Below are 15709 nucleotides of genomic sequence, written 5' to 3' on the forward strand. Positions count from 1 at the left end.
ATAAATACTATTTTGATTTCTCAAAAGAAACTCGGAAACTTTTCTTTATTTTTACAAACTTACAAAAAGAAATTCTATGTCAAATATGCTTCCATTTTTATTGATTTTCATAGTTGCACTCGCTATCGGGATTTTCCTTGGCAAGATGCTATACGCTGCCAGATTCCAGTCTGAAAAAATTAGTTTAGAGGAGAAACTCATTGCTTCCAGTTCACAGTTTAATCAACTGAAAGAGCAAATTATAATGGAGAAAATAGCCTTTGAAAAACAATTAGAAACATCCAATACTGAAAAAGAAAATATCAGAAGTGAAAAGGACAGTCTTGCAATTCAACTCTCAAAAAAAGAAGTAGATTTTGAGAATCTTTGGGAACGAAACAAAGAACAAAAAGAAGAAGTAGAAAAACTTCAAGAAAAATTCACGAAAGAATTTGAGAACCTCGCCAATAAAATATTAGAGGAAAAATCGAATAAATTCACTGAACAGAACAAGGAAAACATGAAAAATATCTTGTCCCCTTTGCAGGATAAAATTCAATTGTTTGAAAAGAAAGTCGAAGACACACACAAAGAAAGCATCGATTACCATGCCGCTCTGCGTCAACAAATATTGGGATTGCAAGAAATGAATATCCAAATGAGTAAAGAAACGATCAACTTGACAAAAGCATTAAAAGGGGATAGCAAAATGCAAGGCAATTGGGGCGAACTCGTACTGGAACGTGTGTTAGAAAAATCAGGTTTAGAAAAAGGACGAGAGTATGAAGTGCAGCAAGCCTTTACAACTGCTGATGGAAACCGCGTTTTCCCTGATGTAGTGATCAATTTACCAGATGGCAAAAAAATGATTGTCGACTCTAAAGTTTCTTTAACCGCCTATGAAAAATACATCAATGAAGAGGACGACGAGGTAAAAGTTGGTTTTTTAAAAGAACACGTTAATTCTATAAAACGTCACGTAGAGCAATTAGGCAACAAGAACTATCAGGATTTATACCAAATTGAAAGCCCAGATTTTGTATTATTATTTATTCCTATCGAGCCTGCTTTTGCTTTGGCACTCAATGAAGATACTAGTTTGTACAACAAGGCATTCGAGAAAAATATTGTCATAGTTACTCCTGCAACTTTATTAGCTACTTTGCGAACTATTGACAGCATGTGGACCAACCAGAAGCAGCAAGAAAACGCACTCGAAATTGCTAGGCAAGCTGGTGCTTTGTATGATAAATTCGAAGGTTTTGTGGGTGATTTAATCAAAATCGGAAAAAAAATAGACGAAAGCAAAACAGAATATAGTGGTGCCATGAACAAACTGGTAGAAGGCAAAGGAAACTTAATTGTAAGTGTCGAGAAATTAAAAAAAATGGGGGCTAAAGCTAAAAAAGCACTTCCTGAAAGCATCTTAAACCGAGCAGAAAAAGACGAAAATAAACTTTTAAACTAAATCTAAAATGAGAAAAATTTTATTGATTATCACAGTTATCCTTGTAGTAGCAGTAGCAGGATATTTTGGTTTTTTATACACAGCAACCTACAGTGAAGGCGTGCGATCTGGTGAGTTGATCAAGGTCAGTCACAAAGGAGTTGCATTCAAAACTTGGGAAGGTGAAATTAGTCAAGGAATTTCTGGAGCACAGATTTTTACTTTTTCTGTGATGGATAGTGAAGAAAAAGTGATTGCTGATTTAAAAGATATGGAAGGTCAATATGTTCAGGTGAACTATGTGGAGCGCTACCGAACGTTCCCGTGGTGGGGAGACACTCGCTACTTTATTGTAGCCGTAAAAAAAGTAAACTCGCCTTTCAAAATCAAATAAATGAATAGGACCTTTAAAACTGTAGCTTCATCGAATATCAGTATTTCAGAATTAATGCTTCCGTCGCACACTAACTTTAGCGGAAAGATTCATGGAGGTTATATACTGTCTTTGTTGGATCAAATTGCTTTTGCCTGTGCATCAAAATTCTCTGGAAATTATTGTGTAACGGCATCCGTAGACACTGTAAATTTTCTTAAGCCTATAGAAGTTGGCGAACTAGTAACTATGAAAGCTTCTGTAAATTATGTTGGTAAAAGTGCTATGGTTATTGGCATTCGTGTAGAAGCCGAGAATATACAAACAGGAACAATCAAACATTGCAATTCCTCGTATTTTACGATGGTTGCTAAAGACGAGCAAGGCAATAGTATGCTTGTTCCAGGATTAATTTTATCTAATAAAAATGAAGTGCGCCGCTTTTGCAATTGTATCAAACAAATAGAGTTGAAAAAAGAAAAAGAACTGCACGAAGAAAAATTTGATTACAACTCAGTAGCGACGCTAGAAAACTTAAAAAAATACAACGTTAAATTAGAAATACAAGACTAACTTAAGCAAACGTTAGTTCTAAATAAAATCAAGAAACACTGCTAAAACATTAAATAAAATTCCTTTTTTTTTAATTAAAACGTACAAAATAATACATTTTATTTATTTTTTTAGTCGTCAAAGTCTTATGTTTTAAAAAATAATTTTTGTAACTTTAAGTAATTTAATTCATCAATTCCATGAAAAAAATTACAATAGCGTTACTTTTACTTTTTGCCATGCAACTGCTTGCTCAAGAAAGAATGATGACAGATCGTGCAAACGTATCTTTTGAAGCCTCTATTCCATTTTTTGAAGAAGTAAAAGCTATTAATAAAAAAGCAAGCTGTGTTTTAATAACTAAAACTGGTGATTTTACTTGTTGGATGTATGTTAAGGATTTTCAGTTTGAAAGAAGTTTGATGCAAGAACATTTTAACGATAATTACTTAGAAAGCAACGAGTATCCTAGAGCTATTTTCAAGGGTAGAATCGAAAAATTTGATTTAAAAAATTGTACTTCAACTGCAAAACAGCATCAAATCAACGGGAAAATTACTATTCATGGTAAAACTAAAAAAATAAACTGTGTCGGTTTTTTGAAAAAAATAGACAACCGATTAGAACTTGTGACATCAGTTATAGTAAACACAGCTGATTTTAACATCAAAATTCCCGCCATAGTAGATACTAAAATATCCAAAACAGTGAAAATTACAGTCAGTTGCGTCCTACAATAAACTTATTTTTTTAAACAATCTCTTAATGCAACTTCCAAGTTTTTAAATTTAAATTGAAAACCAACTTGTTCGATTTTATCAGATGAAACCCTGCGTCCTGTCAAAACAATAACCGCCATTTCGCCCATAACCAATTTTAGAATAAAAGCAGGAACATTGGGCAACCATATCGAATATCCATATATGCGGGCTAAGGCTTTAGAAAAGATAGCGTTAGTGGTATCATCTAAAATAGCTGCATTATAAGCACCTTCCATTGTAGGATTTAAAATCGCTTGCAAATATATACCACACAAATCATCAATATGAATCCAAGGCATGTATTGCTCGCCAGAGCCTATAGCGGAACCCAATCTATTTTTAAAAAGCAGAACCAGTTTACTCAAAAAACCTTCGTTTTTTCCCAACACTAAACCGGTACGAATTTTAACCGTTCTAATGTTTAAATTTTCTATAAAATCTAGTGACTCTTCCCACTTCTGACAGGTATAACCCAAGAAATCATTAGCAGGCGTCATTTGTTCTGTACAAATTTCTTGTCCATTTACAGCACCATAAATACCAATTGCTGATGCTGAAATAAAGGCTTCTAGTTTCTTATTATTCTTTTTTAACACCGAATACAACAGTTGAGTAGACTGCTCTCTACTATCGATAATTTCAGCTTTTCGTTTGGCTGTCCATCTTTTTTCTGCAATATTTTCACCAGCCAAGTGTATAATAAAATCCGCTTTTAAAACTGCGTTTTCATCAATTGTCATTTTGGCAACATCCCATTTGTAATAAGAAATACCATCTCTATTTTGTTTTTCAGTTCTACTCAGTATAGAAACAGAGTATCCTTTTGAAACTAATAAACTTGCTAAATGACCCCCAATAAATCCAGAACCTCCACTTATTAAAACATTTTTTTTCATAGTAGTGTAAAACTAACAATTTATAACGATATAAAATTATATTAAATTTTGTTTAACTTTATTAATATATAGTTAAACATTTACTACCTTTATACTCTAATTTGAAATACATAAAAATGGCAACTAAAAAATCAAGCATCACAAAGGATAAAATAGTTTCAATGTACATGAATTATGTACTTGAAAACAGTGAAAAACCTAAGTCAGTTTATCATTTTACAAAACTGAATGATTTTACAGAAACAGAATTTTACGCGTTTTTTGGAACTATAGAAAGTATCGAAAAAGAAATTTTCAAAATGTTTACTGAGAAAACAATCGATTTACTGCACAAAAATAAGGAATACGAGATGTATGATATGAGGAGTAAAATGCTCAGTTTTTACTTTACCTTCTTTGAAATCCTTACAGCCAACAGAAGTTATGTTGTAATGGTCTTAAAGGAACACAACAATCAATTAAAAAAATTAGCGCTTTTATCGGGTTTAAGAAATAGCTACAAAAATTTCTTAATCGAAATTATCACAGACGATTTTAGAACGCAACAAGAACGATTTCAAAGTTTCCAAGAAAAAACATTTATTGAAACGTCTTGGATTCAGCTTTTGTTGACTATGAAGTTTTGGTTAGATGATTCCTCTCCAGCATTTGAGAAAACAGATATTTATATCGAAAAATCAGTGAAAGCAACATTTGAATTGATGAACATTGCTCCTATTGACAGCTTAATTGACTTTGGAAAATTCATTTTCAAAGAAAAAATATACAATAAATAATGAAAACAATTGACTACATCCCAACTTCAAAAATTGAAAGAGCTACTAAACTGGTGCAAACTGGTGCAAAAGTGGGCGTAAATTATTTGAAGTACTACGGAGAAAAAATAGTAAACTCTGACTTGACACGTGATAAATTAAACGAAGACAATGCTGAAGATATCTATGATGGACTTAAAAGTTTAAAAGGAAGTGCCTTAAAAGTAGCGCAGATGCTAAGCATGGACAAAAGTTTTTTGCCACAAGCCTATGTTGAAAAGTTTTCATTATCGCAATTTTCAGTTCCGCCCTTATCAGCGCCATTGGTTTTGAAAACATTCAAAAATAATTTTGGGAAAACACCAAATGAAATTTTTGACGAGTTCAATGCTAATTCTGTAAATGCAGCAAGTATTGGGCAAGTACATGTGGCGGTAAAAAACGGCAAAAAACTAGCCGTTAAAATTCAATATCCGGGTGTTGCCAACAGTATTTCTTCAGATTTATCCATGGTAAAACCTATTGCTATTAGGATGTTTAACTTACAAGGCAAAGATTCTGATAAATACTTTAAAGAAGTAGAAGACAAACTAATTGAAGAAACCAATTACTTATTAGAACTAAAACAAAGCCAAGAAGTTGTTGCAGCTTGCGAAAAAATTGAAAATCTTGTTTTTCCACGATATTATCCTGAATTTTCGACAGAAAAAATCATCACTATGGATTGGATGACGGGAAATCACCTTTCTGAATTTGCAAAATCCAATAGCAATAAAGATATAGCTAACAAAGTGGGTCAAGCCTTATGGGATTTCTATATGTATCAAATTCATATTTTGAAAAAAGTACATGCTGATCCACATCCTGGGAACTTCTTAGTGAACGATAACAATGAATTAGTCGCATTAGACTTTGGTTGTATGAAACAGATTCCTAATGATTTTTACACGCCTTATTTTGAATTGATTGACAAAAAAGTAATCAACGATCCCAAAATTTTTAATGCCAAATTATTTGAATTAGAAATATTAAGAACGGATGATACCAAAGAAGAAATAGCTTATTTCACGGATATGTTTCATGACTTATTATCCTTATTTACAAAACCGTTCCAAGCAGAAACTTTTGATTTTTCTGATGAATCATTTTTTGACAGTATTGCACAATTAGGGGAGCGTTTTTCGAAGGATACGAATTTGAAAAAAATGAATGGTAATCGTGGATCGAAACACTTTATCTATATGAACCGTACATTTTTTGGATTATACAATTTGATGTTTGATCTAAAAGCAACTATAGTGGTTAACGAATATAAGATATACAACTAGTGAAAAAAGGCAACCTACCCTCTAAAATGTGCTTGGTCTGCAACAGACCATTTGATTGGCGCAAGAAATGGGAAAAGGTTTGGGATGAAGTAAAATATTGTAGCGAAAAATGCAAAAGAAACAAAAAGGGTTAATCTGGTTTAGAAATGATTTAAGAGTTCATGATAATGAATCCTTATTTAATGCTGTGGAAAATAATGAAAGCGTGATCGCGGTATATTGTTTTGATCCAAGACATTTTGAAGAATCTCGATTTGGTTTTAAAAAGACAGAAAAATTTAGAGCTAAATTCCTAATCGAATCAGTAGCAGAACTAAGATCGAATTTGTCGAAATTAAATATTCCGCTTTTAGTCCATTTTGATGAGCCTGAAAAAGTAGTTCCACAAATTAGTACTGAGCATGAGGTCACGACTGTTTACTTTCAAAACGAATGGACCAGTGAGGAATCTAAAGTACTTGAAGCTGTAAAAGCGAATTGCAAGGAAACCAAATTCTTAGGAACGTACAATCAGTTTTTATTTCATCCAAAGGATATTCCGTTTTCTATAGAGTCGATTCCAAATGTTTTTACACAATTTAGAAATCAATGCGAAAAACGTTCTAAGGTAAGAGAAGAGTTTGAAATACTCGCATTACCCAAGCAAAACTGGCAGGAAATTACAACTGAAATCCCGACTTTAGAAAAACTTGGTTTTGATGCTTTTATCCCAGATCCAAGGTCAGCATTTCCATTTTTAGGTGGTGAAAATCAAGCCTTAAAAAGACTGAAAAATTATTTTTGGGAAACCAAAAAATTAAGTGTTTACAAACTGACTCGCAATGGTTTAGTAGGTACTGATTTTAGTTCTAAATTTTCTCCATGGTTAGCAAATGGTACACTTTCGCCTAGAAGGATCTATTGGGAGATTCTGAATTATGAAGAAGAGATAGAAAAAAACGAATCTACTTATTGGCTGATATTTGAATTGATTTGGAGAGATTACTTTAAATACATTTCCTTGAAAAATGGAGACACCATATTTAAAATTGGTGGAATATTAGATAGAGATTACGATTGGAAAAACAATCAATTAGCAATAAAAGGTTGGATCAACGGGACTACAAAAGAGCCATTTGTAAATGCCAACATGATCGAACTACGCGAAACAGGTTTCATGAGCAACCGCGGCAGACAAAATGTGGCGTCTTATTTTGCCAAAGATTTACTGATTGATTGGCGTATTGGAGCAGCGTATTTTGAAGCCATGCTTGTAGATTATGATGTACACAGCAACTACGGAAACTGGATGTATGTTTCAGGAGTAGGAAACGACCCTAGAGATCGTAAATTTAATATCAAGTTACAAGCATCCAACTATGACGGGCAATTTAAATTTCAAAAATTGTGGCTGCAACAAAAATTATTTTAAAAAAATAGATGAGTATAAATAAAAAACATATAAATGTAGTTTGGTTTAAAAGAGACCTTCGTTTACAAGATAACGAAGCAATTTTTAATGCAACTAAAACAGGTATTCCGACCTTGTTTCTTTATGTTTTCGAAAAATCACTAGAAAATGATTCCCATTACAGTAAGAGACATTGGAATTTTATTAAGCAATCTCTGTTAGATATCAACAAGAAATTGGAAAAATCTAATACTAAAGTGCTAGCCGTTTCATCTGAAGTACTTCAAGTTTTTAATATATTAGAGGAAACCTATAAAATTGACAATGTGTATTCTCACCAAGAAACAGGTTTGAAAATCACTTATGAAAGAGATAAAACCTTTAAACGTTTCTGTAAAAATAATTTAATCAACTGGGAAGAAAACATCAATAATGGTATTTTTAGAGCTCTCAAAAACAGAAATAATTGGGTTTCTAAATGGGAGGATTATATGAATCAGCCACAGTTTGACTTTGATCCAAAACCAGCTCAATATATCAGTGTTGAGGAAATCAATGAACTAGAAACTGTTTTCGAAAAAGCTGATTTAGCAACTGTCCCTGATACCATTTTCCAAAAAGGAGGTGCTACTATGGCCGAGAAATACCTCAAGACTTTTTTTGATGAGCGCTATCATAATTATAGTTCTCATATATCAAAACCCTTGCTAGCGCGAAAAAGTTGCAGCAGGTTGTCACCTTATATAGCTTGGGGAAATTTATCCTCTAGACAAGTTTTACAAAAAGCAGCCACCTTTAAATTACACTGCAATGATAAAAAACAAATAGACTCGTTCCTATCCCGCCTGACTTGGCAAGCTCATTTCATACAAAAATTTGAAATGGAGGAAATCATGGAGTTCGAAAGCGTGAATAAAGGTTTTCATTCTTTGGATAAAAAAGTGAATGAAAATTACATTATTGCCTGGAAAACAGGACAAACAGGATTCCCATTGGTAGATGCATGTATGCGCTGCTTAAATGAAACTGGTTATCTAAATTTTAGGATGCGAGCGATGTTAGTTTCCTTCTTTACTCATAATTTATGGCAACCTTGGCAGCAAGCAACACAACATTTATCACAAATGTTTCTAGATTTTGAGCCTGGTATCCATTTTCCGCAGTTGCAGATGCAAGCAGGTGAAACAGGCATTAATATGTTGCGTATTTACAATCCGATAAAAAATAGCTACGAACACGATTCTGAAGGTGAATTCATTAGAAAATGGGTTCCAGAATTAAGAAGCTTACCCCGTGCTTTTATTCATGAACCGTATAAAATGACGTATTTGGATCAAAAATTTAACGACTTTGAAGTTGGTGTCAATTATCCGAAACCTATCGTGAATATGGAAAGAACACGGAAATTTGCTAGTGATTTTTTATGGAAAATGAAGAAAAACCCGCTGGTAAAAGAAGAAAGTACCCGAATATTACGATTACATACTATGGCAGATATTGGCGATAGTGAATAATATTTAGCAAACCGAATTTAAACAAGTACAAGAATTTAATATTTAAAATAGCGTGACCACAAAAAAAGAACTTACCGATTTAGAAAAAGACAGAATCATCGAAATGGCCTGGGAGGACCGAACCACTTTTGATGCTATTTTATTGCAATTTGGATTAAAAGAGCAGGAAGTAATCAACTTGATGCGAACCGAAATGAAACCGTCTAGTTTTAGAATGTGGCGTGAACGCGTGCAGGGTCGTAAAACCAAACATGAAAAATTACGCGAATTCCGCGAGGGTCGTTTTAAATGTACCATGCAGCGACAAATCAATAACAATAAAATTTCTAAAAGATAATTTTAGATACTAATAAATAAACTTTGCCTTAATTTATATAACTGATTAATAACAGATATGAAAAACATAGTAATCATTGGTGGTAGTAAAGGAATTGGTAGTGCCATTTTGTTGCAACAATTAGAAACAAACATAGTTTACAACATCAGCAGAAATGCTCCTGAGATCACACACCCCAACCTCAAACATTTTTCGGTAGATGTTTTGAAAGAAGCACTTCCTGAAATTGAAGCGATAGACACTTTGATTTATTGCCCGGGTTCTATTAACTTGAAACCTATTGGAAGTCTAAGCATTGACGATTTCAAAAACGATTTTGAAATTAATGTGATTGGTGCAGTGAAGGCCATTCAAAAATATTTACCTGTTCTAAGAAAAGGTACAGATCCTTCAATCGTTTTGTTCAGCACAGTAGCGGCAAAATTAGGAATGCCCTTTCACGCAAGCATCGCTACTGCAAAAGCGGGTGTCGAAGGATTGGTAAAATCATTAGGGGCTGAACTAGCATCAGTAGTACGCATCAATGCTATAGCACCTACTATTACCGAAACATCGCTTGCAGCAGGTATTTTAAGAAACGACCGCATGAAAGAAAACATGATAGAACGCCACCCAATGAAAGGCTATCTAAAACCTGCAGAAGTTGCGAATATGGCCAACTTCTTAATTTCTGAAAATGCTAAATCCATATCCGGTCAAATATTTGAAATGGATTATGGAATAGTTACTTTTAAAATTTAAAAACAATTACCTACAATAAAATTGAAACACAGAATACAATGATAAAAGAAATGAAAAGTTACGAAAAAATTGAACAATATGATACTGAAATAACTGAAGCTCTAGCTGATAATTATAAAGTAATTATTGAAAACTTAGGCGAGGACGTAAACCGCGAAGGCTTACTTAAAACTCCTGAGCGCGTTGCTAAAGCCATGCAGTATTTAACACATGGTTACGGCCTTGATCCATTGGAAATCCTAAGATCAGCTATGTTTACAGAAGACCACCAACAAATGATTGTGGTAAAAGATATTGAAGTTTACTCGATGTGTGAGCACCATATGTTACCGTTTTTTGGTAAAGCACACGTGGCATATATTCCAAATGGTAAGATTGTAGGTTTGAGTAAAATTCCAAGAGTTGTTGATGCTTTTGCAAGAAGAATGCAAGTACAAGAACGATTGACAGATCAAATCAAGAATTGTATTCAAGACGCTTTAAACCCGCTTGGTGTAGCTGTTGTAATCGAAGCGCAGCACATGTGTATGCAAATGCGTGGTATTCAAAAACAAAATTCTGTGACGACTACATCATCATTTACAGGAGCTTTTGAGAAAGATAAAACAAGAAAAGAATTTATTAGTCTCGTTTCGAATAAATTGAGTTAACTTTATTCTATAGATACTCTACGATAGATAACGATAGCAAAATCTTTTGTTTTGTAATTACAAATCTATTTTTTTCATATAAAGCGAAGTGTACACATAATTATATTTATGGACTTCGCTTTAAATTATATTAAGCTATTTTATGCAAAGTATGGCTTAAAGAACCGAAAGGATGTAAAGGATCTTGATCCCTTTTATTTGTCTTACTTTTAAATGATTAAAAATATACATTATGAAAATTCTCTTAACTGGTGCAACAGGTTATATCGGGAAGCGACTTTTACCATTATTGGTAGAACAAGGTCACGAAATAATCTGTTGTGTAAGAGATAAGAATAGATTTTATTGTCCAATTGACTGCGTCAGCCATATCACAATCATAGAAGTTGACTTTCTTGATGAAGATACATTAACAGCGATACCCGATGAGATTGATGCTGCGTATTACTTGATTCACTCCATGTCTGGATCTGACGCTAATTATGATGAACTTGAGAGCCTATCCGCGCATCATTTTGTAACCCGCCTGAATACTACCAAAGCGAAACAGGTGATTTATTTGAGTGGTATTGTAAACGATACATCGTTATCAAAACATTTGTCCTCAAGAAAAAAAGTAGAAGAAATTTTAAATACAGGTACATTTGCCACTACCACTTTACGAGCTGGAATTATAGTAGGTTCAGGAAGCGCCTCCTTTGATATTATTCGGGATTTAGTCAATAAGCTGCCCGTTATGATTACCCCAAAGTGGCTCAACACGAGATGTCAGCCCATTGCTATTCCTGATGTGCTTGAATTTTTATCTAAATCACTATTAAATCCGCTTACTTACAACCAAAGTTTTGACATTGGCGGACCAGATATATTAACGTATAAAGAAATGCTTTTGGGTTTTGCAGAAGCAAAACATCTAAAACGATGGATTTTTACTGTGCCAGTAATGACACCTAAATTGTCGTCCTATTGGTTGTATTTTGTAACTTCAACGTCTTACAGATTGGCATCTGCGTTAGTCAGCAGTATGAAAGTAGAAGTAGTTTGTAATGACACCCGAATTAATGAATTGCTGCACGTAAAGCCTATGACTTACCAACAAGGACTCTCGCGTGCTTTGATCAAAGTTGATGAAGATAAAGTAGCATCCAGTTGGAAAGATTCCTTGGTTAGTGGTCGTTTTACAACTAATATGTCGGGCTATTTAAAAGTTCCCAAAAAGGATTGTTTTATCGACCGTCGAAAAATGGAACTTATTGATCGGGAGTTTACCATCAACAAAATTTGGTCTATAGGTGGCGACTCAGGCTGGTATTATGGAGATTGGCTCTGGAACTTACGTGGCTTTATTGATAAATTATACGGTGGTGTGGGCTCCAGACGAGGAAGAACCAACAGACACGATATACATTCTGGTGACGCTTTAGATTTTTGGAGGGTTTTATATGCCAATAAGGAAGAGGGTAAACTTATTTTGTTTGCTGAAATGAAACTACCAGGTGAAGCTTGGCTTGAATTTAAAATTATAAATCAAACGTTATACCAATCCGCTACTTTTAGGCCCAAAGGAATTTTAGGGAAACTCTATTGGTATTCTGTTTTACCATTCCATGGCTTTATCTTTAATGGAATGCTCAATAAATTAATTAAGGAATAAAAAAATATCCTTTTCTATATCTACTAGAACTAGGACCATACAGATTGAACTATTTATATACTGTTCAATCTGTATTATTATTTTAAAATTCCAGCTTTGTAGGTAGCAATAGCTCTATCTCTAGCCATTGCGTGCTCCACCATAGGTTTTCCATAACCCAAATCAAATTCTTTAATCCATTTGCGAATGTAGACTCCTTTTTCGTCAAATTTCTTTTGTTGAATTTCGGGATTAAATACTCTAAAATACGGAGCTGCATCACAACCGGTACCTGCTGCCCATTGCCAATTCCCTACATTGGCAGACATCTCATAATCCAATAATTTTTCAGCAAAATATGCCTCGCCCCACTGCCACTCGATTAATAAATGCTTGCATAAAAAACTAGCAACCACCATACGAACTCTATTATGCATGTAGCCGGTTTCATTGAGCTGGCGCATTCCTGCATCTACCATAGGATAACCTGTATTTCCTGAACACCAACGCTTAAAATCAGCTTCGTCATTGCGCCACTGAATGCCATCATACGCCGATTTAAAATTACGATTGACTACTTTAGGAAAACTGTGAAGGATTTGCATAAAAAACTCTCTCCAAATAAGTTCACTCAAAAAAACGTCATTTTTATGAAAAGCCCAGTTAACTAATTTGCGCACGCTAACTGTTCCAAACCTTAGATGAGGGGATAAATACGAGGTTTTATCCATCGCTGGAAAATCTCGCGTGTCTTGATAATTGCTTATAAATTTAAGATTATGTGGCTTAACTTTGATGAGACTTTCTTCAAAACCTATTTCGTTTAAAGTAGGCATCACAAAACTATTTTTGTGAAAATTAGCGTAAAGTGAAGTGGCATCGTACTCCTGAACTGGAGCCATCGATTTGTATTTTTCTAACCATTTATTTTTAAAAGGAGTGTACACGGTGTACGGCAATCCATCTGCTTTAGTAATTTCTTTTTCTTCGAAAATTACTTGATCTTTAAATAAATACGAAACAACATGATTTGCTTCTAATAGTTCACAAATAGCAGCATCACGTTTTGAAGCATACGGTTCATAATCTTTATTAAAAAAAACTTCTTTGACATCGTACTGTGTCAATAACGATTGCCAAACAGTTTCAGTTTCTCCTTTTTGAACTAAAAGGGAACTTCCTATTTCCTCTAGCTGTGCATTTATTTTAGAAAGATTTTCATGAATAAATCCAACCCGGGGATCATTTTTTGGCAACTTTTTTAAAATTGCCTCATCAAAAATAAAAACAGGTATTACAGGATATGGAGATTTCAACGCGTGAAACAATCCTATGTTATCCTCAAGACGCAAATCGCGTCTGAACCAAAAAATGGAAACTACTTGATTATTGCTCATTACTTATTATTGAATAGTTCATCCACTTTAATAACCCGATATTCAAAAATGGATTTTAGTTTATTTTTCACCACTACCGTATTCATTACACGTCCTAAAATCCCTAATGGCAATCCGTAGTGCACTACATCAGTCATTTTAGTTCCAGTAGGTGTTGCTTCAAAGAAATGCTTGTGATGCCAAAAACTATAGGGCCCAAATTTTTGTTCATCGATGAAATAACTGTTTTCTTTTACTTGAGTAATCAATGTCATCCAAGACAGAGTGATCCCAAAGAGTGGCGTTACTTTGTATTGAATAATTTGGCCTGGATACATTGATTTTTGGTCAAAATCAGTGATTTGAAAACCCATTCCTTCTGGTGTAATTTTTTGAAGATTTCTTGGATTAGAGAAAAAAGTCCAGCATTCTTCTACAGTGGCATTGACATGCTGCACGGTTTCTTGTTTGTATATTTTCATTTTTGGTGTTTTAAAATAAATGATGTCTTAGTAACAGACTCGCGTAAGGGACAGCAGTGGAGCTCTTTTTTGTGCTGCTTTTTTAAGCAGGATAAAAAAAGCGGGAACGGATTGCCCGACCCCGCTGTAACGCTAGTGAAAGTGGGGAGACGCCCTAATTAAACTTATATTTTATAATATTTGAACGGTACGAATAACATTCCGAAACACTCGCCGTGTTCTTTACCCAAGTGTTTGTGGTGTACTTTGTGTGCTTTTCGCAAACCAATTAAATACTTGTTATTAGTGTGTTTGAACCATTTGAAACGTTGGTGAATCAACACATCGTGAATCATAAAATAACACAAACCATAGAACATAATTCCCAAACCTATGAAGAATTTGTAATTCAAACCTCCCTCTACTCCGTAGTAAAAAAGTGCTATACTTGGGGCGGCAAAAATTACAAAAAAGATATCGTTTCGTTCAAAAATATTAGCATATTTTGGTTGGTGGTGATCGGCATGGAAATACCACATAGAACCGTGCATTACATATTTATGGGTGCACCACGTAATACATTCCATTATTAGAAAAGTACTTAGAAAAATCAAAAAAAATATCATTTTATTCTGTATTAAAGTCAAACAATTTTTTTAAAAAAAGTAAGGGTAATCTAAACTAACTTCAATTTATAGGAAACAAAAGATTTGGCTAATAATCCGGCTTTAGTATAGTTTGAAACTCGAATTCTAGCGCTCCCTATTTCCTCGCAAGGTGTATTTTCTAGCTTTTTAAGCAATTTTTTATAATATACAAAAGCGGTATAAACACCAAACTTAGCCTCAATTGGTAATTTAACAATTCCTTCGTAGGCTACTCTAAAATCTTCTTCAATTTCATTGATAATTGCTTTTTTAGCATTTTCGTCGAATGAATTTAGATCGACTCCAGGGAAATAATTCCGATTCAAAACCAAGTTATCATCTTTCAAGTCGCGTAAAAAATTTACTTTTTGGAACGCTGATCCCAATCGCATCGCTTCGTCTTTGAGCTGCGCATATCGCTTGTCATCTCCTGCTACAAATACCTTCAGACACATCAATCCCACTACATCAGCTGACCCATAGATGTAATCATCATACTCTTCCTTGCTGTTGTAATCTGATTTAATAAGATCTAATTTCATACTTTTCAAGAAAGCTTGAACTAGATCATCTGTAATATTGTATTGCTTTACCGTTTGCTGGAACGAATTCAAGATAGGGTTTAAGCTGATGCCACGGTCTTTGGCCTTGTAATACTCATCCTCAAACTCTGTAATTAAACTTTCCTTATCGTATCCATGAAAAGAATCGACAATTTCATCCGCGAAGCGAACAAAACCATAGATGCTATAAATAGCATCTCTAATAACAGGTGATAACATATACACCGCCAGTGAAAAAGAAGTACTATAATTCTTAGTAACTAACTTGCTACATTTAAAAGATACATCATCAAATAATTGCTTCAT

At 34.0% G+C, this 15709-nt stretch carries 18 protein-coding genes; 13 read left to right on the plus strand and 5 right to left on the minus strand.

Annotated elements, in window-relative coordinates:
• Positions 1 to 76: 76 nt before the first annotated feature.
• From ACNQGB_RS13965 to ACNQGB_RS13980, 4 genes are all read left to right on the plus strand, one after another.
• Positions 77 to 1447, plus strand: a complete 1371-nt coding sequence (locus ACNQGB_RS13965) for a DNA recombination protein RmuC (protein WP_417944627.1) — start codon at positions 77 to 79, stop codon at positions 1445 to 1447.
• 7 nt (positions 1448 to 1454) lie between these two features.
• The gene (locus ACNQGB_RS13970) at positions 1455 to 1820 is read left to right on the plus strand and encodes a 6-phosphogluconate dehydrogenase (RefSeq protein ID WP_417944628.1); all 366 of its coding nucleotides are present in this window, start codon (positions 1455 to 1457) and stop codon (positions 1818 to 1820) included.
• A complete protein-coding gene (locus ACNQGB_RS13975; RefSeq protein ID WP_417944629.1) occupies positions 1821 to 2372 on the plus strand; it encodes an acyl-CoA thioesterase in 552 nt (183 codons plus the stop codon).
• 179 nt (positions 2373 to 2551) lie between these two features.
• Positions 2552 to 3091, plus strand: a complete 540-nt coding sequence (locus ACNQGB_RS13980) for a YceI family protein (protein WP_417944630.1) — start codon at positions 2552 to 2554, stop codon at positions 3089 to 3091.
• 2 nt (positions 3092 to 3093) lie between these two features.
• Here ACNQGB_RS13980 and ACNQGB_RS13985 read toward each other — a convergent pair whose 3' ends face one another.
• Complete coding sequence (locus ACNQGB_RS13985; RefSeq protein WP_417944632.1) at positions 3094 to 4008, minus strand: TIGR01777 family oxidoreductase; 915 nt, start codon at positions 4006 to 4008, stop codon at positions 3094 to 3096.
• A 116-nt stretch (positions 4009 to 4124) separates the two neighbouring features.
• Between ACNQGB_RS13985 and ACNQGB_RS13990 the strand changes: the two genes are divergently transcribed.
• From ACNQGB_RS13990 to ACNQGB_RS14030, 9 genes are all read left to right on the plus strand, one after another.
• Positions 4125 to 4784 carry a TetR family transcriptional regulator C-terminal domain-containing protein gene (locus ACNQGB_RS13990; protein ID WP_309757017.1) on the plus strand — a complete coding sequence of 220 codons (660 nt, stop codon included), beginning with the start codon at positions 4125 to 4127 and terminating at the stop codon, positions 4782 to 4784.
• Complete coding sequence (locus tag ACNQGB_RS13995; RefSeq protein ID WP_417944633.1) at positions 4784 to 6091, plus strand: ABC1 kinase family protein; 1308 nt, start codon at positions 4784 to 4786, stop codon at positions 6089 to 6091. The genes ACNQGB_RS13990 and ACNQGB_RS13995 overlap by 1 nt, the downstream gene beginning before the upstream one ends.
• On the plus strand, positions 6091 to 6225 hold the full coding sequence (locus ACNQGB_RS14000) for a DUF2256 domain-containing protein (protein WP_417944634.1): 135 nt from the start codon (positions 6091 to 6093) through the stop codon (positions 6223 to 6225). The genes ACNQGB_RS13995 and ACNQGB_RS14000 overlap by 1 nt, the downstream gene beginning before the upstream one ends.
• The gene (locus ACNQGB_RS14005; RefSeq protein WP_417944635.1) at positions 6201 to 7502 is read left to right on the plus strand and encodes a DASH family cryptochrome; all 1302 of its coding nucleotides are present in this window, start codon (positions 6201 to 6203) and stop codon (positions 7500 to 7502) included. Before ACNQGB_RS14000 ends, ACNQGB_RS14005 begins: the two co-directional genes overlap by 25 nt.
• 8 nt (positions 7503 to 7510) lie before the next feature.
• Positions 7511 to 8995 (plus strand): cryptochrome/deoxyribodipyrimidine photo-lyase family protein, encoded by a 1485-nt coding sequence (locus ACNQGB_RS14010; RefSeq protein ID WP_417944637.1) that lies wholly within the window; start codon positions 7511 to 7513, stop codon positions 8993 to 8995.
• Between the two features lie 52 nt (positions 8996 to 9047).
• The gene (locus tag ACNQGB_RS14015; RefSeq protein ID WP_309758573.1) at positions 9048 to 9332 is read left to right on the plus strand and encodes a TIGR03643 family protein; all 285 of its coding nucleotides are present in this window, start codon (positions 9048 to 9050) and stop codon (positions 9330 to 9332) included.
• Positions 9333 to 9389: 57 nt separating this feature from the next.
• On the plus strand, positions 9390 to 10073 hold the full coding sequence (locus ACNQGB_RS14020) for an SDR family NAD(P)-dependent oxidoreductase (protein ID WP_309758575.1): 684 nt from the start codon (positions 9390 to 9392) through the stop codon (positions 10071 to 10073).
• Between the two features lie 50 nt (positions 10074 to 10123).
• Positions 10124 to 10723, plus strand: coding sequence for a GTP cyclohydrolase I FolE (gene folE / locus ACNQGB_RS14025; protein WP_417944639.1), 600 nt, complete (start codon positions 10124 to 10126; stop codon positions 10721 to 10723).
• Positions 10724 to 10955: 232 nt separating this feature from the next.
• Positions 10956 to 12377, plus strand: a complete 1422-nt coding sequence (locus ACNQGB_RS14030; protein ID WP_417944641.1) for an SDR family oxidoreductase — start codon at positions 10956 to 10958, stop codon at positions 12375 to 12377.
• A 77-nt stretch (positions 12378 to 12454) separates the two neighbouring features.
• Here the strand turns inward: ACNQGB_RS14030 and ACNQGB_RS14035 are convergent, their stop codons facing one another.
• The 4 genes from ACNQGB_RS14035 to ACNQGB_RS14050 form a co-directional block, all read right to left on the minus strand.
• Positions 12455 to 13753, minus strand: coding sequence for a cryptochrome/photolyase family protein (locus ACNQGB_RS14035; protein ID WP_417944643.1), 1299 nt, complete (start codon positions 13751 to 13753; stop codon positions 12455 to 12457).
• On the minus strand, positions 13753 to 14214 hold the full coding sequence (locus tag ACNQGB_RS14040) for an SRPBCC family protein (protein WP_417944645.1): 462 nt from the start codon (positions 14212 to 14214) through the stop codon (positions 13753 to 13755). The genes ACNQGB_RS14035 and ACNQGB_RS14040 overlap by 1 nt, the downstream gene beginning before the upstream one ends.
• Positions 14215 to 14378: 164 nt before the next feature.
• Positions 14379 to 14819 carry a sterol desaturase family protein gene (locus ACNQGB_RS14045; RefSeq protein WP_309760327.1) on the minus strand — a complete coding sequence of 147 codons (441 nt, stop codon included), beginning with the start codon at positions 14817 to 14819 and terminating at the stop codon, positions 14379 to 14381.
• Positions 14820 to 14869: 50 nt separating this feature from the next.
• A complete protein-coding gene (locus ACNQGB_RS14050; RefSeq protein ID WP_417944647.1) occupies positions 14870 to 15709 on the minus strand; it encodes a phytoene/squalene synthase family protein in 840 nt (279 codons plus the stop codon).

The sequence above is a fragment of the Flavobacterium frigidum genome (genome assembly GCF_048286795.2).